This window comes from Pseudomonas sp. 58(2021), from assembly GCF_017491585.1.
In the GTDB taxonomy this organism is placed as follows: domain Bacteria; phylum Pseudomonadota; class Gammaproteobacteria; order Pseudomonadales; family Pseudomonadaceae; genus Aquipseudomonas; species Aquipseudomonas fluorescens_BT.
In genome coordinates this window covers 67,165-89,783 of sequence record NZ_JAFGYZ010000021.1, presented here as the reverse complement: position 1 = coordinate 89,783, position 22,619 = coordinate 67,165, and the positions used below count along the sequence as shown (strand labels likewise).

The 22,619-nt window shown below is 60.0% G+C and carries 25 protein-coding genes and 1 tRNA gene; 2 read left to right on the top strand and 24 right to left on the bottom strand.

All coding sequences use genetic code 11. The features are described 5' to 3' along the window. Positions 1 to 84 precede the first annotated feature (84 nt). The 18 genes from bamB to trmJ form a co-directional block, all read right to left on the bottom strand. Positions 85 to 1,236, bottom strand: coding sequence for an outer membrane protein assembly factor BamB (bamB, locus tag J5M72_RS22525; protein ID WP_169431776.1), 1,152 nt, complete (start codon positions 1,234 to 1,236; stop codon positions 85 to 87). Further along, positions 1,229 to 1,870 carry a tetratricopeptide repeat protein gene (locus tag J5M72_RS22520; protein WP_085734102.1) on the bottom strand — a complete coding sequence of 214 codons (642 nt, stop codon included), beginning with the start codon at positions 1,868 to 1,870 and terminating at the stop codon, positions 1,229 to 1,231. Before J5M72_RS22520 ends, bamB begins: the two co-directional genes overlap by 8 nt. A gap of 41 nt (positions 1,871 to 1,911) precedes the next feature. Next, a complete protein-coding gene (gene hisS, locus J5M72_RS22515; RefSeq protein WP_169431777.1) occupies positions 1,912 to 3,201 on the bottom strand; it encodes a histidine--tRNA ligase in 1,290 nt (429 codons plus the stop codon). A 22-nt stretch (positions 3,202 to 3,223) separates the two neighbouring features. Beyond that, positions 3,224 to 4,333, bottom strand: coding sequence for a flavodoxin-dependent (E)-4-hydroxy-3-methylbut-2-enyl-diphosphate synthase (gene ispG, locus J5M72_RS22510; protein ID WP_207867138.1), 1,110 nt, complete (start codon positions 4,331 to 4,333; stop codon positions 3,224 to 3,226). Between the two features lie 3 nt (positions 4,334 to 4,336). Beyond that, positions 4,337 to 5,380, bottom strand: a complete 1,044-nt coding sequence (locus tag J5M72_RS22505; RefSeq protein WP_207867137.1) for a RodZ family helix-turn-helix domain-containing protein — start codon at positions 5,378 to 5,380, stop codon at positions 4,337 to 4,339. Next, on the bottom strand, positions 5,380 to 6,138 hold the full coding sequence (pilW, locus tag J5M72_RS22500) for a type IV pilus biogenesis/stability protein PilW (RefSeq protein ID WP_169431780.1): 759 nt from the start codon (positions 6,136 to 6,138) through the stop codon (positions 5,380 to 5,382). The genes J5M72_RS22505 and pilW overlap by 1 nt, the downstream gene beginning before the upstream one ends. Before the next feature lie 12 nt (positions 6,139 to 6,150). Next, entirely contained in the window at positions 6,151 to 7,299 is a 1,149-nt protein-coding gene (gene rlmN, locus J5M72_RS22495; protein ID WP_169431781.1) for a 23S rRNA (adenine(2503)-C(2))-methyltransferase RlmN, read from the bottom strand. A 28-nt stretch (positions 7,300 to 7,327) separates the two neighbouring features. Next, positions 7,328 to 7,753, bottom strand: a complete 426-nt coding sequence (ndk, locus tag J5M72_RS22490; protein ID WP_039765715.1) for a nucleoside-diphosphate kinase — start codon at positions 7,751 to 7,753, stop codon at positions 7,328 to 7,330. Positions 7,754 to 7,841: 88 nt separating this feature from the next. Beyond that, complete coding sequence (gene iscX / locus J5M72_RS22485; protein ID WP_027619659.1) at positions 7,842 to 8,042, bottom strand: Fe-S cluster assembly protein IscX; 201 nt, start codon at positions 8,040 to 8,042, stop codon at positions 7,842 to 7,844. A 14-nt stretch (positions 8,043 to 8,056) separates the two neighbouring features. Next, positions 8,057 to 8,398, bottom strand: a complete 342-nt coding sequence (gene fdx, locus J5M72_RS22480) for an ISC system 2Fe-2S type ferredoxin (RefSeq protein WP_169431782.1) — start codon at positions 8,396 to 8,398, stop codon at positions 8,057 to 8,059. Next, complete coding sequence (gene hscA / locus J5M72_RS22475; protein ID WP_207867136.1) at positions 8,398 to 10,263, bottom strand: Fe-S protein assembly chaperone HscA; 1,866 nt, start codon at positions 10,261 to 10,263, stop codon at positions 8,398 to 8,400. Before hscA ends, fdx begins: the two co-directional genes overlap by 1 nt. Before the next feature lie 51 nt (positions 10,264 to 10,314). After that, the gene (gene hscB, locus J5M72_RS22470; protein ID WP_169431784.1) at positions 10,315 to 10,836 is read right to left on the bottom strand and encodes a co-chaperone HscB; all 522 of its coding nucleotides are present in this window, start codon (positions 10,834 to 10,836) and stop codon (positions 10,315 to 10,317) included. A gap of 8 nt (positions 10,837 to 10,844) precedes the next feature. After that, the gene (gene iscA, locus J5M72_RS22465; RefSeq protein ID WP_003227904.1) at positions 10,845 to 11,168 is read right to left on the bottom strand and encodes an iron-sulfur cluster assembly protein IscA; all 324 of its coding nucleotides are present in this window, start codon (positions 11,166 to 11,168) and stop codon (positions 10,845 to 10,847) included. 28 nt (positions 11,169 to 11,196) lie between these two features. Next, a complete protein-coding gene (iscU, locus tag J5M72_RS22460; protein ID WP_027619655.1) occupies positions 11,197 to 11,583 on the bottom strand; it encodes a Fe-S cluster assembly scaffold IscU in 387 nt (128 codons plus the stop codon). A 101-nt stretch (positions 11,584 to 11,684) separates the two neighbouring features. After that, a complete protein-coding gene (locus J5M72_RS22455) occupies positions 11,685 to 12,899 on the bottom strand; it encodes an IscS subfamily cysteine desulfurase (protein ID WP_169431785.1) in 1,215 nt (404 codons plus the stop codon). Positions 12,900 to 12,949: 50 nt separating this feature from the next. Then, positions 12,950 to 13,441 (bottom strand): Fe-S cluster assembly transcriptional regulator IscR, encoded by a 492-nt coding sequence (gene iscR / locus J5M72_RS22450; protein WP_007956690.1) that lies wholly within the window; start codon positions 13,439 to 13,441, stop codon positions 12,950 to 12,952. 168 nt (positions 13,442 to 13,609) lie between these two features. Then, positions 13,610 to 14,386 (bottom strand): serine O-acetyltransferase, encoded by a 777-nt coding sequence (gene cysE, locus J5M72_RS22445; RefSeq protein WP_085699842.1) that lies wholly within the window; start codon positions 14,384 to 14,386, stop codon positions 13,610 to 13,612. 2 nt (positions 14,387 to 14,388) lie between these two features. Continuing rightward, positions 14,389 to 15,159 carry a tRNA (cytosine(32)/uridine(32)-2'-O)-methyltransferase TrmJ gene (gene trmJ / locus J5M72_RS22440; RefSeq protein ID WP_207867135.1) on the bottom strand — a complete coding sequence of 257 codons (771 nt, stop codon included), beginning with the start codon at positions 15,157 to 15,159 and terminating at the stop codon, positions 14,389 to 14,391. A gap of 145 nt (positions 15,160 to 15,304) precedes the next feature. Between trmJ and suhB the strand changes: the two genes are divergently transcribed. Beyond that, entirely contained in the window at positions 15,305 to 16,123 is an 819-nt protein-coding gene (gene suhB / locus J5M72_RS22435; protein ID WP_085709393.1) for an inositol-phosphate phosphatase, read from the top strand. Between the two features lie 95 nt (positions 16,124 to 16,218). Here suhB and J5M72_RS22430 read toward each other — a convergent pair whose 3' ends face one another. From J5M72_RS22430 to queA, 6 genes are all read right to left on the bottom strand, one after another. Next, positions 16,219 to 16,767, bottom strand: coding sequence for a glycine zipper 2TM domain-containing protein (locus J5M72_RS22430; RefSeq protein ID WP_169431787.1), 549 nt, complete (start codon positions 16,765 to 16,767; stop codon positions 16,219 to 16,221). Between the two features lie 121 nt (positions 16,768 to 16,888). Next, a complete protein-coding gene (gene secF / locus J5M72_RS22425; RefSeq protein ID WP_085709391.1) occupies positions 16,889 to 17,803 on the bottom strand; it encodes a protein translocase subunit SecF in 915 nt (304 codons plus the stop codon). Positions 17,804 to 17,812: 9 nt separating this feature from the next. After that, complete coding sequence (secD, locus tag J5M72_RS22420) at positions 17,813 to 19,681, bottom strand: protein translocase subunit SecD (RefSeq protein ID WP_169431789.1); 1,869 nt, start codon at positions 19,679 to 19,681, stop codon at positions 17,813 to 17,815. Positions 19,682 to 19,745: 64 nt separating this feature from the next. Further along, on the bottom strand, positions 19,746 to 20,081 hold the full coding sequence (gene yajC / locus J5M72_RS22415; protein ID WP_007956696.1) for a preprotein translocase subunit YajC: 336 nt from the start codon (positions 20,079 to 20,081) through the stop codon (positions 19,746 to 19,748). 43 nt (positions 20,082 to 20,124) lie between these two features. Then, positions 20,125 to 21,240: a tRNA guanosine(34) transglycosylase Tgt gene (gene tgt / locus J5M72_RS22410; RefSeq protein WP_161794909.1), complete on the bottom strand. Its 1,116-nt coding sequence runs from the start codon at positions 21,238 to 21,240 to the stop codon at positions 20,125 to 20,127. Positions 21,241 to 21,254: 14 nt separating this feature from the next. Continuing rightward, positions 21,255 to 22,304 carry a tRNA preQ1(34) S-adenosylmethionine ribosyltransferase-isomerase QueA gene (gene queA / locus J5M72_RS22405; protein ID WP_169431790.1) on the bottom strand — a complete coding sequence of 350 codons (1,050 nt, stop codon included), beginning with the start codon at positions 22,302 to 22,304 and terminating at the stop codon, positions 21,255 to 21,257. 108 nt (positions 22,305 to 22,412) lie between these two features. Between queA and J5M72_RS22400 the strand changes: the two genes are divergently transcribed. Beyond that, a tRNA-Leu gene (locus J5M72_RS22400) sits at positions 22,413 to 22,497 on the top strand. Positions 22,498 to 22,619 lie beyond the last annotated feature (122 nt).

The following is a 22,619-nucleotide window of genomic DNA, read 5'->3' as shown; positions in this document are numbered from 1 at the left end:
GGGATGCTCATTGACTGAAGTCAACTCCGCGCCCTCGCTGATTTTTGCCTTGCCTGATCTTCGCTCGGCTCCTTCAGTGAATTGTTACTTGATGGTCAGGGCTTCCAGTTTGCCGCTGTTGCCATACACATAAATCGTGTCACCCACCACCAGCGGACGGGCACGCAGGCCGTCGCTGTCGATGCGCTCGCGGCCGACGAAACGACCGTCCACCTGACTCAGCAGATGCAGGTAACCTTCCAGGTCACCGACTGCAACGTAGCTGGAGAACACTTCCGGTGCCGACAGTTGACGGCGGGCCAGCGAATCGTTGCTCCACAGTGCAGTGGTGGAACGCTCGTCGACGCCTTCAACGGTACCCGAAGACAGGCTCACATAGACGTTGCCGAAACCCTGTGCGATACCGGCGTAGCTGGACGCATCGCGCTGCCAGAGTTGACGGCCGCTTTCCAGGTCCAGTGCCGCAACGCGACCCTGATAGCTGGCAACGTACAGCGTACCGCCGGACAGCAGCAGCCCGCCGTCGATGTCAACCACACGTTCCAGTTCCGAACGACCCTGTGGAATCGCGATCCGCTGTTCCCAGACCGGCACGCCGTTGGAAATGTCCAGAGCGACCACTTTACCGGTCGACAGTCCGGCCACCGCAAGGCGGTTGGTCGCGAGCGGCGCACTGGTACCACGCAGGGTCAGTACGGCAGGGGTGCTGTCATACACCCAGCGCTGGTGACCGGTGGATGCATCCAGACCGATCAGACGATCGTCCTGGGTCTGTACAACCACGATGTCGCCGTTGCTGGCAGGTGGCGCCAGCACTTCGCTGGTCACCCGGGCGCGCCATTTCTCTTCACCATTGATGGTGTCGAGGGCGATGACATCACCACGCAGAGTACCGATCAGAACCAGACCGTAGCCTACGCCGACGGCACCGGAGACAGGCACATCCAGTTCTTTCTTCCACTTCACGTCGCCGTTGCTGCGATCCATGGCCATCACGATGCCAGTAACGTCGGCGGCGTAGATGGTGTCACCATCAATCGCCGGCACCAGCATGTTGTAGGTTTCGCCCTGACCGTCACCGATCGAACGACTCCACACTTTGTGCAGAACCACTTCTTCCTTGAAGGAAGTCAGTTCGGCCGGTGGCAGTTCCTTGGTGCTGTTGCTGCTGCAACCCGTGGCCAGAATGGCCAGAGCCAGCAATGCTGCATGCTTCCAACCGATCACGTCACGCATCCCCTTTGGCCAGGTCGTCCAGCTTGATTTGAAGGCCACCGACCGCCGCTTCATCCGACAGTGCCGCCTTGGCTTTTTGATACGCCGCGTTCGCTTCGTCAGTGCGGCCCAGCTGTACCAGCAGGTCGCCCTTGAGTTCTTCGCGAGTGGCCAGGAACGACTTGTCGGCATCGCCTTCAAGCAGTTTCAGGGCCTCGTCAGCCTTGTTCTGTGCACCCAGCACCTGCGCCAGACGCTGACGGGCGATTTCGCCCAACGCCGCGTTGGCCGGTTTGGCAACGATTGCCTTGAGCTCGGTCGCCGCGTCGTCCAGCTTGCCGCTGTCGACCGCAACCTTGGCCACGAACAGGCTGCCGTACTGCGCGTAGGCAGTACCGCCGAATTCGCTGTTGAGCTTGCCGGCCAGATCCGCAACGCGCGCGGCGTCAGGCTTGCCATCCGGAGTCAGCGTGGTTTCCAGCAATTGCTGATAGAGCACCGAGGCGCCTTGCGACTGGTTGCTCTGATACTTGTGAAATGCCTGCCAGCCGAACACGATGACCAGCGCCAACAGGCCGCCAGTGACCAGAGGTTTGCCGTTGCGTGTCCACCAGTCTTTCAAATCCGCCAACTGTTCGTCTTCGGTACTCGACACCCCAATACTCCTTAATCGCTAAATCGGCTGTTTGGACAGCTTCAACCCTGCACGACGCAGGTGGCCAGGTGAGCGGCAAGCGCATCCCAGGCAATGCTTTGTTGTTCGCCCTGGCCACGCAGGGGTTTGAAACCTACCACTTGCTGGGCCATTTCGTCGTCACCCAGGATCAGTGCGTACAACGCACCGCTCTTGTCGGCTTTCTTGAACTGGCTCTTGAAGCTGCCGGCACCGGCATTGACTTGCAGACGCAGGTTAGGCAACTGGTCGCGTACACGCTCGGCCAGGGCCAGACCGGCCAGCTCCGCCTCTTCGCCGAAGGCGCAGAGGTAGACGTCAACCTGACGGGAAAGCTCTTGCGGGATCTGCTCCAGGGTTTCCAGCATCAGCACCAGACGCTCGATGCCCATGGCGAATCCGACGCCCGGCGTCGGCTTGCCGCCCATCTGCTCGACCAGACCGTCGTAACGGCCGCCCGCACAAACAGTGCCCTGGGCGCCGAGCTTGTCGGTGACCCATTCGAATACGGTTTTGCTGTAGTAATCGAGACCGCGTACCAGTTTCGGGTTGAGCACGTAAGGAATGCCGACAGCATCCAGACGGGCCTTCAGACCTTCGAAGTGGGCACGGGACTCGTCGTCCAGGTAGTCAGCCATCTTCGGCGCATCGACCAGGACGGCTTGCGTGTCGGCGTTCTTGGTATCGAGCACGCGCAGCGGGTTGGTCTTCAGGCGACGCTGGCTGTCTTCGTCCAGTTTGTCGTGGTGCGCCGAGAGGTACTCGACCAGCGCTTCACGATAACGGCCTCGGGACTCGCTGGTGCCCAGGCTGTTGAGTTCGAGCTTGACGGCATCACGGATACCCAGCTCGCCCCACAGGCGCCAGGTCATGATGATCAACTCGGCGTCGATGTCCGGACCGTCGAGGTTGAAGACTTCCAGACCGATCTGGTGAAACTGGCGATAACGGCCTTTCTGCGGACGCTCGTGACGGAACATCGGACCGATGTACCAGAGCTTCTGTACCTGGCCACCGCCGGTGATGCCATGCTCGAGCACGGCACGCACGCACGCAGCGGTGCCTTCCGGACGCAGGGTCAGGGAGTCGCCGTTGCGGTCGTCGAAGGTGTACATCTCTTTTTCGACGATGTCGGTCACTTCACCGATCGAGCGCTTGAACAGCTCGGTGAATTCGACGATCGGCATGCGGATCTGCTTGTAACCGTAGTTATCCAGCAAACGCGAAACGGTGCCTTCGAAGTAGCGCCATACCGGGGTCTGTTCCGGCAGGATGTCGTTCATGCCACGAATGGCTTGCAGGGACTTGCTCACAGAAATTCCTTAATTCGTTCGATCAGCCGCGCGCGATGACCGCTGCGTCGGCTTCGACCTTCTCGGCCGCCTTCTCGCGGATCAGCTTTTCCAGCTCGTCCACCAGATTGTCATTCGTCAGCTTATGCGACGGCTTGCCGTCGATGTAAATCAGGTTTGGCGAGCCGCCGGTCAAGCCGATATGGGCTTCCTTGGCTTCACCCGGGCCATTGACCACACAACCGATCACCGCGACATCCAGCGGCACCAGCAGGTCTTCAAGGCGCCCTTCCAGCTCGTTCATGGTCTTGACCACATCGAAGTTCTGCCGCGAGCAGCTCGGGCAGGCGATGAAGTTGATGCCACGGGAACGCAAATGCAAAGACTTGAGAATGTCGTAACCGACCTTCACTTCCTCGACCGGGTCGGCGGCCAGCGAGATGCGGATGGTATCGCCAATCCCCTCGGCGAGCAGCATACCTAGGCCCACGGCGGATTTCACTGTACCGGAGCGCAATCCACCGGCTTCGGTGATGCCCAGGTGCAGCGGCTGAACGATTTCCCTGGCGAGCAGGCGATAGGCTTCGACGGCCATGAACACGTCGGAGGCCTTCACACTGACCTTGTAGTCCTGGAAATTCAGGCGCTCAAGGTGCTCGACATGACGCAATGCCGACTCGACCAGCGCAGCCGGTGTCGGCTCGCCGTATTTTTTCTGCAGGTCTTTTTCCAGTGAACCGGCGTTGACGCCGATGCGGATCGGAATCCCGCGATCACGGGCGGCATCGACCACGGCGCGTACGCGATCCGGGCTACCGATGTTGCCCGGATTGATGCGCAGGCAGTCCACACCCAGTTCGGCCACGCGCAAGGCGATCTTGTGGTCGAAGTGGATGTCGGCAACCAGCGGCACTTTGACCAGTTGCTTGATCTTGCCGAACGCCTCGGCGGCGTCCATGTCCGGCACCGAAACGCGGACGATGTCGACGCCGGCAGCTTCCAGACGGTTGATCTGTGCGACGGTGGCCGCGACGTCGTTGGTGTCGCTGTTGGTCATGCTCTGCACCGCGATAGGTGCATCGCCGCCCACAGGCACGTTACCGACCCAGATCTTGCGTGATTCGCGACGTTTGATTGGAGATTCGCCGTGCATGACTTATTGACCCAACTTCAGGCGAGCAGTCTCGCCACTGGTGAACGGAGCCACATCGACCGATTGGCCGTTGTAGCTGACCTGGGCGCCACGGGCATAACCCAGGCGCACGGCAAACGGTGGCTTGCCGGCGACGGACAGGCTGTCGCCCTTGCGCTTCAGACCACTGAACAGCACTTTGCCGCTGCCATCGGTCACTTGTGTCCAGCAATCGGCGATGAACTGAACCTGCACCTGGCCTTGACCGGCAACCGGGGCAGCCGCAACGGCAGGGGCTGGAGTCGGTGCAGCAACGCTTGGCGTTACCGGCGCGGTAACAACGGGTGCAGGCGCGGCTGGAACGGTTGCCGGCACAGTCGCCGCCGGAGCCGCAACCACTGGCGCCGGGACGTGGGCCGTCGCGGCCGGGGCCGGTGCCACGGGTGCAACGGCTGCCGGAGCGGCAGTTTCGGCAACCGTCGATTCAGCGGTGGATTGCGATTGAGGCAGTGCCAGGGCCGTTGCGCCCTCAGCCTCGCCTTCCGCAACAGCCTGGTCTTCCGGCTCGTCCAGCGGGTGGATCTGGGTAGTGCCGTCCGCGCCTTCGACTTCCACGTGCTCGGGAGCCAGCGTGGTCAGGTCCTTGGTGCGCAACGAGGTCTGATCCTGCCACCAGACGAAACCGCCGCCGATGACCCCGATCAGTAACAGCAGGCTGACGATCCGCAAAATGGTGTGGGAAACCCGAACCGGTTCTTCGATGCGCCCCAGCGCGTGCACATTGCTGCCCTGGGAGTCGGTGCCGGTGGACTGATCGAACTGCTGGACCAGAACAGCCTGATCCATGCCGAGCAATTTGGCATAGGCGCGAATATAGCCGCGAGCAAAGGTATGCCCCGGCAGCTTGTCGAACGCACCGGCTTCGAGGTTGGACAGGGAAGTCACGGTGAGGTTGAGCTTGAGGGCCACTTCGGCCAGCGACCAGCCATTGCTTTCGCGGGCCTGGCGCAAGGTTTCACCGGGGTTAACGCGATTCGCTGCTACAACTTCGGGATGCGCCGCTTTCATCATTGCTCCGACAGGTATTGCTGATATTCCGGCGTACCGGGATAGAGTCGTTTTAATTGCAGGCCCGCACTGGCGGCCTTGTCGCGATCTTCAAATACTTTTGCCAATCGAACGGCGAGCAACAGACTACGTGCATTTTGCTCGGAGAGCTGGCTGAAACGGTCGTAATAGTCACGCGCGGGCACATAATGCCTGTCTTCGAATGACAACTCAGCCATTTCCAGCAAGGCCCGTGGTTGTTGCTGGTTCAAACGCAGCGCCTTTTCCAGTTGCTGCTGCGCCAGCTCACGCTGACCAAGCTTCGATGCCGTCATGCCGAGATTCTCGAACACGCGTGAACGCTCAGGATACAGGGTATCGGCGGCGGCCTGCTCAAAACGCTCGTAGGCCTCCTTGTAACGCTTCTCTTCGTAGAGAAAACTGCCGTAATTGTTGAGGATGCGGGCATCGGCGGGACGGGAGGACAGCGCCTTGCGAAAGTGTTCGTCGGCCAGCTTCGGCTCCATTTCCGCCTGGAACACCAGCCCGAGGGCGGCGTTCGCATCAGGATCCGAGCTATCCAGCTCGAGGGCCTTTTTCAACGGCACCTTGGCCCGTTCGGTCATGCCTTGCTGCAAGTATCCCAGCCCCAGCTGCACATAGGCAGCCCGCGCCTCGTCGCGGCCCTTGCTGGTCTTCATCGGGTTGTAATCACCCGACAGGACACAGCCAGCACACAGGCTGGCCAACAGCAACAGCAGCGCAAAGCGCAGGGACATAGAGATCCTCTCTTAATTAGTGTTCGCGGCGTTCTGTGCCAGATCGCTGTCGGCGCTCAATTCGCGCACGGCGATGTAACGTTCACTGCGACGGGTGCGATCCAGCACCTGCCCTACCAATTGACCGCAAGCCGCGTCGATGTCTTCACCACGGGTGGTGCGGACGGTGACGTTGAAGCCTGCCTGATGAAGCTGATCCTGGAATCGGCGAATCGCGTTGTTGCTTGGCCGCTCGTAACCGGAGTGCGGGAACGGGTTGAACGGAATCAGGTTGATCTTGCAGGGAATATCCTTGAGCAACTCGATCATTTCCACAGCGTGCTCAAGCTTGTCGTTGATGTCCTTGAGCAAGGTGTACTCGATGGTCAGCACACGTTTCTCGCCCAGGGCGGACATATAGCGCACGCACGAATCGAGGAGCATCTTAAGCGGATATTTCTTGTTGATCGGCACCAATTGGTTACGCAATGCGTCATTCGGTGCGTGCAGGGACAACGCCAGGGATACGTCGATGTGCTTGGCCAGCTCATCGATCATCGGCACCACACCCGACGTGGACAGGGTCACGCGGCGCTTGGAGATCCCGTAGCCCAGATCATCCATCATCAGATGCATGGCGGCCACGACGTTGTCGAAGTTCAGCAGCGGTTCGCCCATGCCCATCATCACCACGTTGGTGATGGCGCGGTCGATGGTTGCCGGAACACTGCCGAAGGATTTGTTGGCAATCCACACCTGGCCGATGACTTCGGCGGCGGTGAGGTTGCTGTTGAAGCCTTGCTTGCCGGTGGAGCAGAAACTGCAGTCCAGGGCACAGCCTGCCTGGGACGAAACGCACAGAGTGCCGCGTTTGCCCTGGGGAATGTAAACGGTCTCGACGCAGCTGCCGGACGCCACGCGCACCACCCATTTACGGGTGCCGTCGCTGGAGATGTCCTCGCTGACCACTTCGGGACCACGGACCTCGGCAACCGCCTTGAGCTTTTCGCGCAAGGCCTTGCTGACGTTCGTCATGGCGTCGAAATCATCGACGCCAAAGTGGTGAATCCATTTCATTACCTGACCGGCACGGAAACGCTTCTCCCCGATTGAGTCGAAGAATTTTTCCATTTCCGGCTGGGTCAGACCCAGCAGGTTGGTTTTAACAGTCGATGTCGTCATGGATTCACCTTCACTCTTAAGCCAATGCTTAGCGAGTGGTTACTTCAGTAGCTGCGAAGAAGTAAGCGATTTCGCGAGCAGCAGCGGCTTCGGAGTCCGAACCGTGAACGGCGTTGGCGTCGATCGATTCAGCGAAGTCAGCACGGATGGTGCCTGGAGCAGCTTCTTTAGGGTTGGTAGCGCCCATCAGCTCACGGTTGCGAGCGATGGCGTTTTCGCCTTCCAGAACCTGAACGACAACTGGACCCGAAGTCATGAAGGCAACCAGGTCGCCGAAGAAACCACGAGCGCTGTGCTCAGCGTAGAAGCCTTCGGCTTCGGCTTTGGACAGTTGCTTCAGTTTCGAAGCTACAACGCGCAGGCCAGCGTCTTCGAAGCGAGTGGTGATCTTGCCGATCACGTTTTTAGCAACGGCGTCAGGCTTGATGATGGAGAAAGTACGTTGAACAGCCATGGTGTAACTCCAGAAACAGTAATTTGCGAAAAATTAAACCCGCGAATTATACGCGGGTTCTTGGGTATTGCCTAACCTGCAAGGACGATCAGTCTACTTCTTCGATCCAGAGCGCCTGAACCGCTTCCAACACCTTCTCACCGACTCGGCCAGAGGTATTGTCGAAATCAGGCAGTTCCATGATCCATCGCTGCAAGTCGACGAAATTGACAGAGAGCGGATCGACGTCCGGCTTGGCTTCGGCCAGCTCTTCTGCAATACGTTGAACATCATTCCAACCGTAGCTCATGACAGTCTTACCAGTCAGTGCGGCGCTTCGGCCGCATGGTTAAGCGAATATTTCGGAATTTCGACGGTGATGTCTTCTTCACCGACGATGGCCTGACAGGCCAGGCGCGAATGCGCTTCAAGACCCCATGCGCGATCAAGGAAATCTTCCTCCAACTCGTCGGCTTCTTCCAGCGAGTCAAAACCCTCGCGAATGATGCAGTGACAGGTGGTGCAGGCGCAGACGCCGCCGCAGGCGCTTTCCATCTCGATGTGGTGTTCGTGGGCCAGATCGAGAATCGATGTGCCGGGCTCAGCCTCGACCACCATGCCCTCAGGGCAGAACTTCTCGTGGGGCAGAAAAATGACCTGCGGCATCAGATATCCTCGATTTCATTCAGATTGCGCCCGGACAGAGCGGCTTTCACCGTCTGATCCATACGACGGGCAGCAAAGGCGTCGGTCACTTGCGACAGACGTTTGGTCTGCTGCTCGATGGCGTAACCATCGGTACCTTTCATCAGTTCGGTCAGTTCCTGCACCTGCAGATCGATGACCATGCGCTCTTCGGCGTCGAGCAAACGCTCGCCATCCGCCTCCAGAGCCCCCTGCACCGCCTCGATCAGGCGCTGGGCATCGACTTGCTGCTCACGCAGAACGCGGGCGACCTTGTCGTCATTGGCATGCTGGAACGAATCCTTGAGCATTTTGGCGATCTCGCCATCGGTCAGACCATACGATGGCTTGACCTGAATGCTGGCCTCAACGCCCGAACCCAGTTCGCGGGCAGAAACGCTGAGCAGACCGTCGGCATCGACCTGGAAGGTGACGCGAATCTTGGCTGCACCGGCGACCATTGCCGGTATGCCGCGCAATTCGAAGCGAGCCAGGGAGCGGCAGTCGCTGATCAGCTCGCGCTCGCCCTGCAACACGTGAATGGCCATGGCCGACTGGCCATCTTTATAAGTGGTGAAGTCCTGGGCGCGGGCAACCGGAATGGTGGTGTTGCGCGGAATCACCTTCTCCATCAGGCCGCCCATGGTTTCCAGCCCCAGGGACAGCGGAATCACGTCGAGCAGCAGCAGCTCGCCACCATCGCGCTTGTTGCCGGCCAGTGTATCGGCCTGGATCGCAGCCCCGATGGCCACCACCTGATCCGGGTCGATTTCAGTCAGCGGTTGGCGACCGAAGGCTTCGGCGACAGCTTCGCGAACACGTGGAACGCGGGTAGAACCACCCACCATCACCACGGCGTGCACGTCTTCCAGCTCGACGCCGGAATCGCGAACGGCACGGCGACAGGCTTTCAGGCTGCGAGCAACCATCGGCTCAATCAGCGCATCAAAGGCTTCGCGGGTCAGCTGTGCTTTCCAGTTACCATAAGCAACTTCAACACTGTCGGCATTCGTCAGGGCTTCTTTGGCCGCACAGGCGGTTTGCAGCAGATTGCGCTGCGCACCCGGATCGAGATCGGCGGACAGGCCCGCGCTCTCGATGATCCAGCCGGCAATCGCGTGGTCGAAGTCATCGCCACCCAGCGCGCTGTCGCCGCCGGTTGCCAGAACTTCGAAGACACCGCCGGTCAGGCGCAGAATCGAAATATCGAAAGTACCGCCGCCCAGGTCATAAATGGCGACCAGGCCTTCGGCATGCTGATCCAGACCATAAGCCACGGCAGCAGCAGTCGGCTCGTTAAGCAGACGCAGCACGTTCAGGCCTGCGAGTTTCGCTGCATCTTTAGTGGCCTGACGCTGAGCGTCGTCGAAATATGCAGGAACGGTGATCACTGCGCCAACCAGCTCGCCGCCCAAGGTCGCTTCAGCGCGCTGGCGCAGCACTTTCAGGATATCGGCGGAGACTTCGACCGGGCTTTTCGGACCCTGCACGGTGTCGATGAACGGCATGTGCGATTCGCCGCCGACAAAGCGGTACGGCAGTTGCTCGCCCAATTGCTTGACGTCGGACAGACCACGGCCCATCAGGCGCTTGACCGACAGCACGGTATTCAGGGGATCGGAGGACGCGGCCAGCTTGGCCGACTCGCCGACTTCGACGCGATCGGCGTGATAACGCACGGCGGAAGGCAGGATGACCCGCCCTTCAGCATCGGCCAGCGGCTCGGAAAGACCACTGCGCAACGCAGCGACCAGCGAATTGGTAGTGCCCAAGTCGATCCCCACAGCCAGACGACGCTGGTGCGGTTGAGGACTTTGGCCGGGTTCGGCGATCTGCAGTAGGGCCATCGTGATCAGGACTTATCTGTATATCAGGCGTGCGACCGGAGCGGCACTGGGTTAATCGTCGAGGCGCTCTTCTAACTGGCGCACTTCGTAGGTGAGCTTGTCGAGGAACTGCATGCGCCGCATCAGGCGTTCGGCCTGTTCGCGCTGCGCCGCATCATCCCAACAGGCTGCGAAGCTTTCGTTCAGCTGTTCCTGGGCAGTTTTCAGGCGACGCTTGAAGGCTGCAACGCCCGCCAGGTCGGCACTGTCCTGCAGATCTTCGAGTTCTTCGCGCCATTGCATCTGCTGCAACAGAAACTCGGGATCATGGACCGTGACTTCCATCGGCACTTCATGACCGCTGATCGTCAGCAGGTAACGCGCACGCTGGGCCGGACTCTTGAGCGTCTGGTAAGCATCGTTGAGCCGAGCGGACTGTTCGAGCGCCGAGCGCTGCTCACGCTCGGAAGCGTCGGCAAAACGATCGGGATGAACGCCGCGCGCCAACTCGCGATAGCGCGTGGCCAACTGCTCGAGATCCAGACGAAAGCCCGGTTGCAGCTCGAATAAAGCGAAATGACAAGGAGTTCCCACGACCAGCCTCAGATGTTGAAGCTTTCGCCGCAGCCACACTCACCGCGCACGTTGGGATTGTTGAACTTGAAGCCTTCGTTCAACCCTTCCTTGACGAAATCGAGCTCGGTGCCGTCAAGGTAGGCCAGGCTCTTGGGGTCGATAATCACTTTTTCGCCGTGACTCTCGAACACCTGATCTTCTGCAACCACCTCGTCGACAAACTCCAGCACGTAGGCAAGGCCGGAACAGCCCGTGGTGCGAACACCCAGACGAATCCCTTCACCCTTGCCGCGCCCGTCGAGGGAGCGTCGCACGTGTCGAGCAGCCGCTTCTGTCATGCTGATAGCCATCGTTGACTCCTTACTCGTCGCCCAATGCTTAGATCAAGCCTTTCTTCTGCTTGTAGTCGCGAACGGCCGCCTTGATGGCGTCTTCAGCGAGAACCGAGCAGTGGATTTTCACCGGCGGCAGGGCCAGTTCTTCGGCCAGCTGAGTGTTCTTGATGGTTTCCGCTTCGTCCAGGGTCTTGCCCTTCATCCACTCAGTGGCGAGGGAGCTGGAAGCGATAGCCGAACCGCAGCCGTAGGTCTTGAACTTGGCGTCTTCGATAACGCCCTGCTCGTTGACCTTGATTTGCAGACGCATCACGTCGCCGCACGCCGGAGCGCCGACCATACCAGTGCCGACATCTGGATCTTCCGCGTCCATCTTGCCGACGTTACGCGGGTTTTCGTAGTGGTCGATGACCTTTTCGCTGTAAGCCATGATTCTCAATCCTCACTCATCAGGGCCGCTCTTGAGACCCTGCAACTGCGCTGCGCAAACCGCCGCGTCGCTACAGGATCTGTATCCGGCGGCTTCTATATTTAGTGTGCCGCCCACTCGATCTTCGAGATATCGACGCCGTCTTTGTACATGTCCCACAGCGGCGACAGAGCGCGCAGCTTGGTAACGGCCTCGCAGACTTTCTGCGCGGCGTAATCGATTTCTTCTTCGGTGGTGAAGCGGCCGAAGGTGAAGCGAATCGAGCTGTGTGCCAGTTCGTCGTTGCGGCCCAGGGCGCGCAGTACGTACGAAGGCTCAAGCGACGCCGAGGTGCAGGCCGAACCGGACGAAACCGCCAGATCCTTGAGCGCCATGATCAGCGACTCGCCTTCAACGTAGTTGAAGCTCAGGTTCAGGTTGTGCGGAACGCGGGCGGTCAGGCTACCGTTGACGTACAGCTCTTCCAGATGCTCGACCTGCTTGTAGAAACGGTCGCTCAACGCCTTGATACGCACGTTTTCGGCAGCCATGTCTTCCTTGGCCACACGGAACGCTTCGCCCATGCCGACGATCTGGTGAGTCGCCAGGGTGCCGGAACGCATGCCACGCTCGTGACCGCCGCCGTGCATGGTCGCTTCGATGCGCACACGCGGCTTGCGGCTGACGTACAGCGCACCGATGCCTTTAGGGCCGTAGGTCTTGTGGGCAGAGAACGACATCATGTCGACTTTCAGCTTCTGCAGATCGATATCGACCTTGCCAGTGGACTGAGCGGCGTCGACGTGGAACAGGATGCCTTTGGAACGAGTCAGCTCGCCGATGGCGGCGATGTCGTTGACCGTGCCGATTTCGTTGTTCACGTGCATCACCGACACCAGGATGGTGTCTTCGCGCAGTGCGGCTTCGATCATGGCCGGCGTGATCAGACCGTCTTCGGTCGGCTCGAGGTAGGTCACTTCGAAACCTTCACGCTCCAGCTGGCGCATGGTGTCGAGGACAGCCTTGTGCTCGATCTTGGAGGTGATCAGGTGCTTGCCCTTGGAGGCGTAGAAATGTGCCGCACCCTTGATTGCCAGGTTGTCGGACTCGGTGGCACCGGAGGTCCAGACGATTTCGCGCGGGTCGGCGTTGACCAGGTCGGCCACCTGACGACGGGCGTTTTCGACGGACTCTTCGGCCTTCCAGCCGAACACGTGGGAACGGGACGCCGGGTTACCGAAGTTTCCGTCGACCAGCAGGCATTCACTCATCTTTTGCGCAACGCGCGGATCGACCGGGGTGGTCGCAGAGTAATCAAGGTAAATCGGCAATTTCATGGACTATCTCCTAAATCAGGCTGGCTGGCGTGCCGCTAGCTCTCTGGCTGTCATTCGACGGCGGACGCTTCAATCTTGTCCAGGCGCGGCGCCTTGCCATTGCAACGACGCTGATCCTGACGCTGGGCCACTTCCTGTACCTCACGGCGAGTTACGAGGTCGGCCAAGCTGATACCGCTGAGAAATTCGTGAATCTGCAGGCTCAGGTCGCACCACAGGTGATGGGTCAGACAGGTGTCGCCGGAATGGCAATCGCCCTGGCCCTGGCATTTGGTGGCATCGACCGATTCGTTCACCGCATCGATCACCTGGGCGACCTGAATGCCCTGCATGTCGCGGGACAACTGGTAACCACCGCCCGGACCGCGAACACTGGAAACCAGGTTACTGCGGCGCAGCTTGGCGAAAAGCTGTTCGAGATAGGACAGGGAGATGCCTTGGCGCTCGGAGATATCGGCCAGGGACACCGGCCCGTGTTGCGCGTGCAACGCCAGGTCAAGCATGGCGGTCACGGCGTATCGGCCTTTTGTAGTCAGTCGCATGGACAATTACCACGGAGTTCGGAATGGACGGGAGTATGCAATTCCCGAGCATTTAAGTCAACTATAAGACCTAGTGCTTTAGTCGGGTTTACCCGCAAAAGAGCGCGCGAATGATAGCAGGGTCTGCGGCCTAATGGCACACCGGTCGGCAGCAGCCCTGCAGGGGCATCAGTGGAGCTTGGATTCGTCCTTGCCCTTGACGCAGGCGAAGTCTTCTTCACGCAGCTCGGGCAGGTCTTTCGCACAGTAATTACTGCCCAGATCCTTAAGCGCGCCGCACATTCCTTCCAGACGTCCGTCCACCGCTTGCAGGTGATCGAGCAACTGGCCAATGGCACGCGCCACCGGATCGGGCATGTCTTCGCTGACGCCGTAGGCATCGAAGCCGATCTTCTCGGCCATCGCCTTGCGCTTGGCGTCGACCTCATCATCGGACTTGACGATGATCCGGCCCGGGATCCCGACCACTGTGGCGCCCGGAGGCACTTCCTTGGTGACCACGGCGTTAGAACCGACCTTGGCGCCAGCGCCGACAGTGAACGGACCGAGCACCTTCGCGCCCGCCCCCACCACCACGCCATCGCCGAGCGTCGGGTGACGCTTGCCCTTGTTCCAGCTGGTACCCCCCAGGGTCACGCCCTGATAGATCGTCACGTCGTCGCCGATTTCAGCGGTTTCGCCGATCACGATACCCATGCCATGGTCGATGAAGAAGCGTCGACCGACCTTGGCACCCGGATGAATCTCGATTCCGGTCAGCCAGCGACCGAAGTTCGACACCAGCCGCGCCAGCCATTTCAGATCATTGCGCCAGAGCATGCCGGCCAGTCGATGAATCCAGATTGCATGCATGCCGGGGTAGCAGGTCAGGACTTCAAAAGCGTTACGCGCCGCCGGGTCTCGGTGGAATACGCTCTGGATATCTTCACGCAAACGCTCGAACATCATTAATCCTTCCGCTTAAGGAGCTCGCCACGGGCCGCTTTTTGGGTTTCCGTGAGGATGCCACGCAAAATATTCATTTCCGCTCGGCTGACCGAGCTGCGTCCGTACAACCGGCGCAGGCGCGCCATCAAGTGCCGAGGCTTTTCCGGATCGAGGAATTCGATCGCAACCAGCGTCTGTTCCAGGTGCTCATAGAAGCGCTCCAGCTCATCCATGGTCGCAAGCTCTGCGCTTTTCACGGAGGCCACTTCTTCCTTCTCGATCTTGGTCGGCCGTCCCTGTGCGGCCAGCCAGGCCATGCGCACTTCATAACTCAACACCTGCACCGCCGCCCCGAGGTTCAGCGAACTGAACTCAGGATCGGAGGGGATGTGCACGTGATAGTGACATCGCTGCAGCTCTTCATTGGTCAGCCCGGAATCTTCACGACCGAACACCAGCGCGATTTCCGCGCCCTGCCCGGCCTCCTCGACCACTTTGGTCCCGCACTCGCGCGGATCCAGCAATGGCCAGGGAATGCGCCGGTCACGGGCACTGGTGCCGAGCACCAGATTGCAACCGACCAGGGCGTCTTCCAAGGTGGCGACGACTTGCGCGTTTTCAAGGATGTCACCGGCACCGGAAGCACGGGCATCGGCTTCGTGATGCGGAAAGACTCGCGGATCAACCAGCACCAGACGCGACAGGCCCATGTTTTTCATGGCGCGCGCGGTCCCGCCGATGTTTCCCGGATGGCTGGTGTTGACCAGGACGACACGAATATTCTGCAGCACGGCGGGCGCTCTCGGACTCGGCAAAGGGGTGCAAATCTTACAGAACAGCCTACCGTTAAGCTATGAAAGCGAACAGCGACCTTCACCTGAAGAAAAGTTCTGATAGAATGCGCGGCTTTCTTTAACAACCTTAGGTGACACATCCATGCAGCCCATGCTGAATATCGCGCTGCGCGCCGCCCGCAGCGCCAGTGAACTGATCTTCCGCTCCATCGAGCGCCTGGATACCATCAAGGTCGACGAAAAAGACGCCAAGGATTATGTATCCGAGGTGGATCGCGCCGCCGAACAGAAAATCATCGACGCTCTGCGCAAGGCTTACCCGAATCACTCGATCATGGGTGAAGAGACCGGCATGCACGCCGGTAGCGGTATCGAAGGTGAAGAATACCTGTGGATCATTGATCCGCTGGACGGCACCACCAACTTCCTGCGCGGCATTCCTCACTTCGCTGTCAGCATTGCCTGCAAATACCGTGGTCGCCTGGAACACGCCGTTGTTCTGGATCCGGTTCGCCAGGAAGAATTCACCGCCAGCCGTGGTCGCGGCGCTCAACTGAACGGTCGCCGTCTGCGTGTCAGCGGTCGCACCAGCCTGGACGGCGCTCTGCTGGGTACCGGTTTCCCGTTCCGTGACGACCAGATGGACAACCTCGACAACTACCTGGGCATGTTCCGCGCCCTGGTTGGCCAGACTGCCGGCATCCGCCGCGCCGGTTCGGCGAGCCTGGATCTGGCTTACGTTGCTGCCGGTCGTTTCGATGCTTTCTGGGAGTCGGGTCTGTCCGAGTGGGACATGGCGGCTGGCGCCCTGCTGATTCAGGAAGCCGGCGGCCTGGTGAGCGACTTCACCGGCGGTCACGACTTCCTTGAAAAAGGCCACGTTGTCGCCGGCAACACCAAATGCTTCAAGGCAGTTCTGACGGCGATCCAGCCGCACCTGCCAGCCTCGCTGAAGCGCTAAGCGTTCCGCGAAATCAAAAAACACCCTTCGGGGTGTTTTTTTATGGGCATGAAAAAGCACCCCGAAGGGTGCTTTTCTTATAAGCCTTCAGCCAGTTACTGGCCTGGCGCGTTCTGCGACAGGATCAGCTTGCCTTCCTTGTCGACCGGAATCTGGTTGCCCGGATCACGATCCATCCGCACCTTGCCTTCCTTGCCGTCCAGCGAATACCGGACGTCATAGCCCACGACCTTGTCGCTGATGTCATTCACCGTGTTACAGCGAGTCTGAGTCGTGGTGTAGGTATCACGCTCCTGCATACCCTCCTGAACCTTGTTACCGGCGTAACCACCACCGACCGCACCGGCCACCGTGGCAATCTTCTTGCCGGTGCCGCCGCCGATCTGGTTACCCAGCAGACCACCCGCCAGCGCACCGACCACGGTGCCGGCGATCTGGTGCTGATCTTTCACCGGCGCCTGCCGGGTCACCGTCACATCCTTGCACACTTCACGTGGAGTCTTGATTTGTGTCTTGACCGGCTCGACGGCCAATACCTGCGCATACTCAGGGCCGCTTTTCACCAGGCTGTAGGTGGCAACAGCGCCCCCGGCAGTCACACCGACAGCACCCAGTACCGCACCAACCAGCAACGACTTGTTCACATGAACCTCCTGACCATCACATGCGGGACGCGCCCGCGCTTCTCCCAGCCTTGGAGCAATAAAAAAGGCGCGAGTTCAACTCGCGCCTTTTTTTGGCTGACAACCGGGGTAACGATGGCCGTTATGGACGGTCGTCGACTTCCTTCTCGGTATTGGCCGGCGGAATCAGGTCTTCCGAAGACAGGTTCAGCCAGATCAGCACCACGTTGGCGATGTAAATCGACGAGTAGGTACCCGCCAGAACACCGATGAACAGGGCGATGGAGAAGCCGAACAGGTTGTCGCCACCGAAGAACAGCAGCGCCGCGATCGCCAGCAAGGTGGAGATCGAAGTCGCCATGGTGCGCAGCAGGGTCTGAGTGGTCGAGATGTTGATGTTCTCGATCAGCGAAGCCTTGCGCAGCACGCGGAAGTTCTCACGCACCCGGTCGAACACGACGATGGTGTCGTTCAGCGAGTAACCGATGATCGCCAGCACCGCCGCCAGCACCGTCAGGTCGAAGGTGATCTGGAAGAACGACAGGATCCCCACGGTCACGATCACGTCGTGAATCAGCGAAACGATGGCACCGACCGCGAATTTCCACTGAAAGCGGAAAGCCAGATAGATCAGGATACCGCCGAGCGCCAGCAGCATGCCGAGGCCGCCCTGGTCGCGCAGCTCTTCACCGACCTGCGGGCCGACGAACTCGACGCGCTTGACCGTCGCCGGGTTCTCACCGCCGACCTTCTGCAGCGCTTCCGCTACCTGATGGCCCAGCTGCGGGTCTTCACCCGGCATGCGCACCAGCAGGTCGGTGGTCGCACCGAAGTTCTGCACGACCGCTTCGTGATAACCGGCGGTAACCAGTTGCTCACGCACCTTGGTGACGTCGGCCGGACGCTCGTAGGTCAGCTCGATGAGCGTACCGCCGGTGAAGTCCAGGCCCCAGTTCATGCCCTTGTGGAACACGCTGAACAAGGCCAGCACGGTAAGGAACAATGTGACGCCGAACGCGAAGTTGCGAACGCCCATGAAGTTGATTGTACGTAACATGGCAGCCCCTTAAATCCACAACTTCTTGAAGTCACGACCGCCGAAGATCAGGTTGACCATCGCGCGGGTCACCATGATGGCCGTGAACATCGAGGTAAAGATCCCGAGGGACATGGTCACTGCGAAACCCTTCACCGGGCCGGTGCCCATGGCGAAGAGGATGCCGCCGACCAGCAAGGTGGTCAGGTTGGCGTCGAGAATCGCAGTGAATGCCCGGCCGAAGCCTTCGTTGATTGCACGCTGCACGGTCATGCCGGCGGCGATCTCTTCGCGGATCCGCGAGAAGATCAGCACGTTGGCGTCGACCGCCATACCCATGGTCAACACGATACCGGCGATACCTGGCAGGGTCAGCGTTGCACCCAGCAGCGACATCAACGCCAGCAGCAGCACCATGTTCACCGCCAGTGCGACAGTGGCGATCAGACCGAAGAAGCGGTAGATGGCGATGATGAACAGCGAGACAAACAGCATGCCCCACAGCGATGCATCGATACCCTTGGTGATGTTGTCCGCACCCAGGCTCGGGCCAATAGTACGTTCTTCAGCGAAGTACATCGGAGCCGCCAGACCACCGGCACGCAGCAGCAGCGCCAGCTCGGACGACTCGCCCTGGCCGTTCAGGCCGGTGATACGGAATTGCGCACCCAGCGGCGACTGAATGGTCGCCAGGCTGATGATTTTCTTCTCTTCCTTGAAGGTCTGCACGGCAACGTCTTTCTCGACGCCGTCGACCATCTGCTTGACGTAGGTGGTCACCGGACGCTGCTCGATGAAGATCACCGCCATGCTGCGACCGACGTTGCTGCGGGTCGCACGACTCATCAGCTCGCCACCGTGGCCATCCAGACGGATGTTCACTTCAGGCGTGCCGTGCTCGCCGAAACCGGCCTTGGCGTCAGTCACCTGGTCACCGGTGATGATCAGGCCACGCTCGATCTGGGCAGGAGGACGCTTGCCTTCGCGGAATTCGAAGGTTTCGGAAGTGGCTTTCGAAGCGCCCGGCTCTGCAGCCAGACGGAACTCCAGGTTGGCCGTCTTGCCGAGGATACGCTTGGCTTCGGCAGTGTCCTGCACGCCCGGCAGCTCAACCACGATACGGTTGGCGCCCTGACGCTGGACGATCGGCTCGGCAACACCCAGCTCGTTGACGCGGTTACGTACCGTGGTCAAGTTCTGCTTGATGGAATATTCACGGATTTCCGCCAGCTTGGCCGGGGTCATCGCCAGACGCAGCACCGGTTGCCCGTTGAGGTCAGCCGGAACAATGTCGAAATCGTTGAAGTTCTTGCGGATCAGCACGCGGGCCTGTTCGCGGGAGTCAGCATCGCTGAAGCCCAGCTGAATGGCACCATTGAGCTGCGGCAGGCTGCGATAGCGCAGTTTCTCTTTGCGCAGCAGGCTCTTGACGTCGCCTTCGTAGACTTTCAGGCGTGCGTCGAGGGCTTTGTCCATGTCCACTTCCAGCAGGAAGTGCACACCACCGGACAAGTCCAGACCCAGCTTCATCGGGTGCGCGCCCAGGCTGCGCAGCCATTGCGGAGTGGTCTGTGCCAGGTTCAGCGCGACGACGTAGTCATCACCCAATGCCTTGCGTACAACGTCCTTGGCCGGCAACTGGTCTTCAGCCTTGGTCAGACGGATCAGACCGCCCTTGCCGTTCGCTGCCAGACTCGAAGCCTTGACGTTGATCCCGGACTCCTTGAGCGCGGTGCTCACGCGGTCCAGGTCGGCCTGGTTGACCTGCAGGGCCGTGCTGGCGCCGCTGATCTGGATGGCCGGGTCATCGGGGTACAGATTGGGAGCGGAATAAATCAGACCGATCGCCAGCACCGCCAGGATCAGAATGTATTTCCACAGAGGATATTTGTTCAGCATCACGCCGCCCGTTATGAACGCGGGGCGCCTTGCGCGCCCCGTCGATTGAGTAGAAGTTGGAACCTTAGATCGCTTTCAGCGTGCCTTTTGGCAGCGTGGCGGCGATGGCGCCCTTCTGGAACTTCATTTCCACGGTGTCGGAAACTTCCAGAACCACGAAGTCATCGGCCACTTTGGTGATCTTGCCGGCGATGCCGCCGGTGGTGACCACTTCGTCGCCCTTCTGCAGGCTGCTCAGCAGGTTCTTCTGCTCTTTGGCGCGCTTGGCCTGTGGACGCCAGATCATCAGGTAGAAGATGACCAGGAAGCCGACCAGGAAAATCCACTCGAAGCCGCCGCCCATAGGCGCTGCAGCCGGTGCAGCCGCGTCAGCCATGGCATTAGAGATAAAAAAGCTCATTTAGCACTCCAGTTGCAAATGTTGAATCTTGGGGTCAGAAAACTCAGTCCAAAGGCGGAACGGGGAGCCCGCGTTTGGCGTAGAAGGCATCGACAAAGGCGGCCAATGTACCCTGTTGAATAGCCTCGCGCAAACCAGCCATCAGCACCTGATAATGGCGCAAGTTATGGATGGTATTGAGCATGCTTCCCAGCATTTCGCCGCACTTGTCCAGGTGATGCAGATAGGCGCGGGAGAAGTTCTGGCAGGTATAGCAATCGCAGGTCGGATCCAGCGGCGAATCATCATGGCGATGGAACGCGTTACGGATCTTCAGCACGCCTGTATCAATGAACAGATGCCCGTTGCGGGCATTACGGGTTGGCATCACGCAATCGAACATGTCCACACCGCGGCGCACACCCTCAACCAGATCTTCCGGTTTGCCAACGCCCATAAGGTAACGAGGTTTGTCAGCCGGCATCATGCCCGGCAGGTAATCGAGCACCTTGATCATTTCGTGCTTCGGCTCGCCCACCGACAGACCGCCGATGGCCAGGCCATCGAAACCGATCTTGTCCAGACCTTCCAGCGAGCGCATGCGCAGGTCCTGGTGCATGCCACCCTGAACGATGCCGAACAGCGCCGCCGTGTTGTCGCCATGGGCATTCTTCGAACGCTGAGCCCAGCGCAGCGACAGCTCCATGGACACGCGGGCGACGTCTTCGTCAGCCGGGTACGGCGTGCATTCGTCGAAGATCATCACAATGTCGGAACCCAGATCGCGCTGGACCTGCATCGATTCTTCCGGGCCCATGAACACTTTCGAGCCGTCGACCGGGGAGGCGAAGGTCACGCCCTCCTCCTTGATCTTGCGCATGGCGCCGAGGCTGAACACCTGGAAACCGCCGGAGTCGGTCAGGATCGGGCCTTTCCACTGCATGAAATCGTGCAGGTCGCCGTGCTCCTTGATCACTTCGGTACCCGGGCGCAGCCACAGGTGGAAGGTGTTGCCCAGAATGATCTCCGCGCCGGTGGCGACGATGTCACGCGGCAACATGCCCTTGACCGTGCCGTAGGTGCCCACCGGCATGAAGGCCGGGGTCTCGACGGTGCCACGGGGGAAAGTCAGACGACCACGACGAGCCTTGCCATCGGTGGCAAGCAACTCGAAAGACATACGACAGGTGCGACTCATACGGATTCCTCTGGGCCGCGGGGGGCGGGATTACGGGTGATGAACATCGCATCACCGTAGCTGAAAAAGCGGTAACCGTTGTCCACGGCAGCTTTATAGGCGGCCATGGTTTCCGGGTAACCGGCAAACGCCGAAACCAGCATCAACAGCGTGGATTCGGGCAAATGGAAATTGGTCACCAGGGCATCGACCACGTGGAACGGCCGGCCCGGGTAGATAAAGATATCGGTATCGCCGCTGAAAGGTTTGAGCACGCCATCGCGGGCGGCGCTTTCCAGCGAACGCACGCTGGTGGTGCCGACAGCGATGACTCGACCGCCGCGCTCACGGCAAGCGGCGACGGCATCAACCACGTCCTGACCGACTTCCAGCCACTCGCTGTGCATGTGGTGATCTTCGATCTTCTCGACGCGCACCGGCTGGAACGTGCCAGCGCCGACGTGCAACGTGACGAACGCAGTCTCGACGCCCTTGGCGGCGATCGCTTCCATCAGCGTCTGGTCGAAGTGCAGCCCGGCGGTCGGTGCAGCCACCGCGCCCAGCTTCTCGGCGTAAACCGTCTGATAACGCTCGCGATCCGAACCCTCGTCCGGGCGGTCTATATAAGGAGGCAACGGCATGTGCCCGACACGGTCGAGCAACGGCAGCACTTCCTCGGAGAAGCCCAGCTCGAACAGCGCATCGTGACGCGCCAGCATCTCGGCTTCGCCACCACCGTCGATAAGGATCTTCGAACCCGGTTTCGGCGACTTGCTGGAACGCACATGGGCCAGCACGCGGTGCGTATCGAGCACCCGCTCGATGAGGATTTCCAGCTTGCCGCCGGAGGCTTTCTGCCCGAACAGCCGCGCCGGAATCACCCGGGTATTGTTGAACACCATCAGATCGCCGGGGCGCAAATGCTCAAGCAGATCAGTGAATTGACGGTGTGCCAGGGCGCCGCTGACCCCATCCAGGGTCAACAGGCGACTACCGCGACGCTCGGCCAAAGGGTGGCGGGCGATCAGCGAATCAGGAAGCTCGAAGGTAAAGTCAGCAACGCGCATGATGGGGTTCGTCTAGCAGGGCCGGAAAGTCTAGCGGAAATATCGAAAATTGACCATGAAACGTGATTGACCAACGGTAGGCACCTCTCTATACTTCGCCGCCATTGAGCCCTGATGGCGGAATTGGTAGACGCGGCGGATTCAAAATCCGTTTTCGAAAGGAGTGGGAGTTCGAGTCTCCCTCGGGGCACCACATAGCAGTATCTGAGAGTCTCTACCAACCTCTCAGAGCCAGAGAAACCGGCCATTTGGCCGGTTTTTTTGTGCCTGCCTGTTTATCCCTATCTCCCCTTATCCGTTGTATCCCTGTATCCC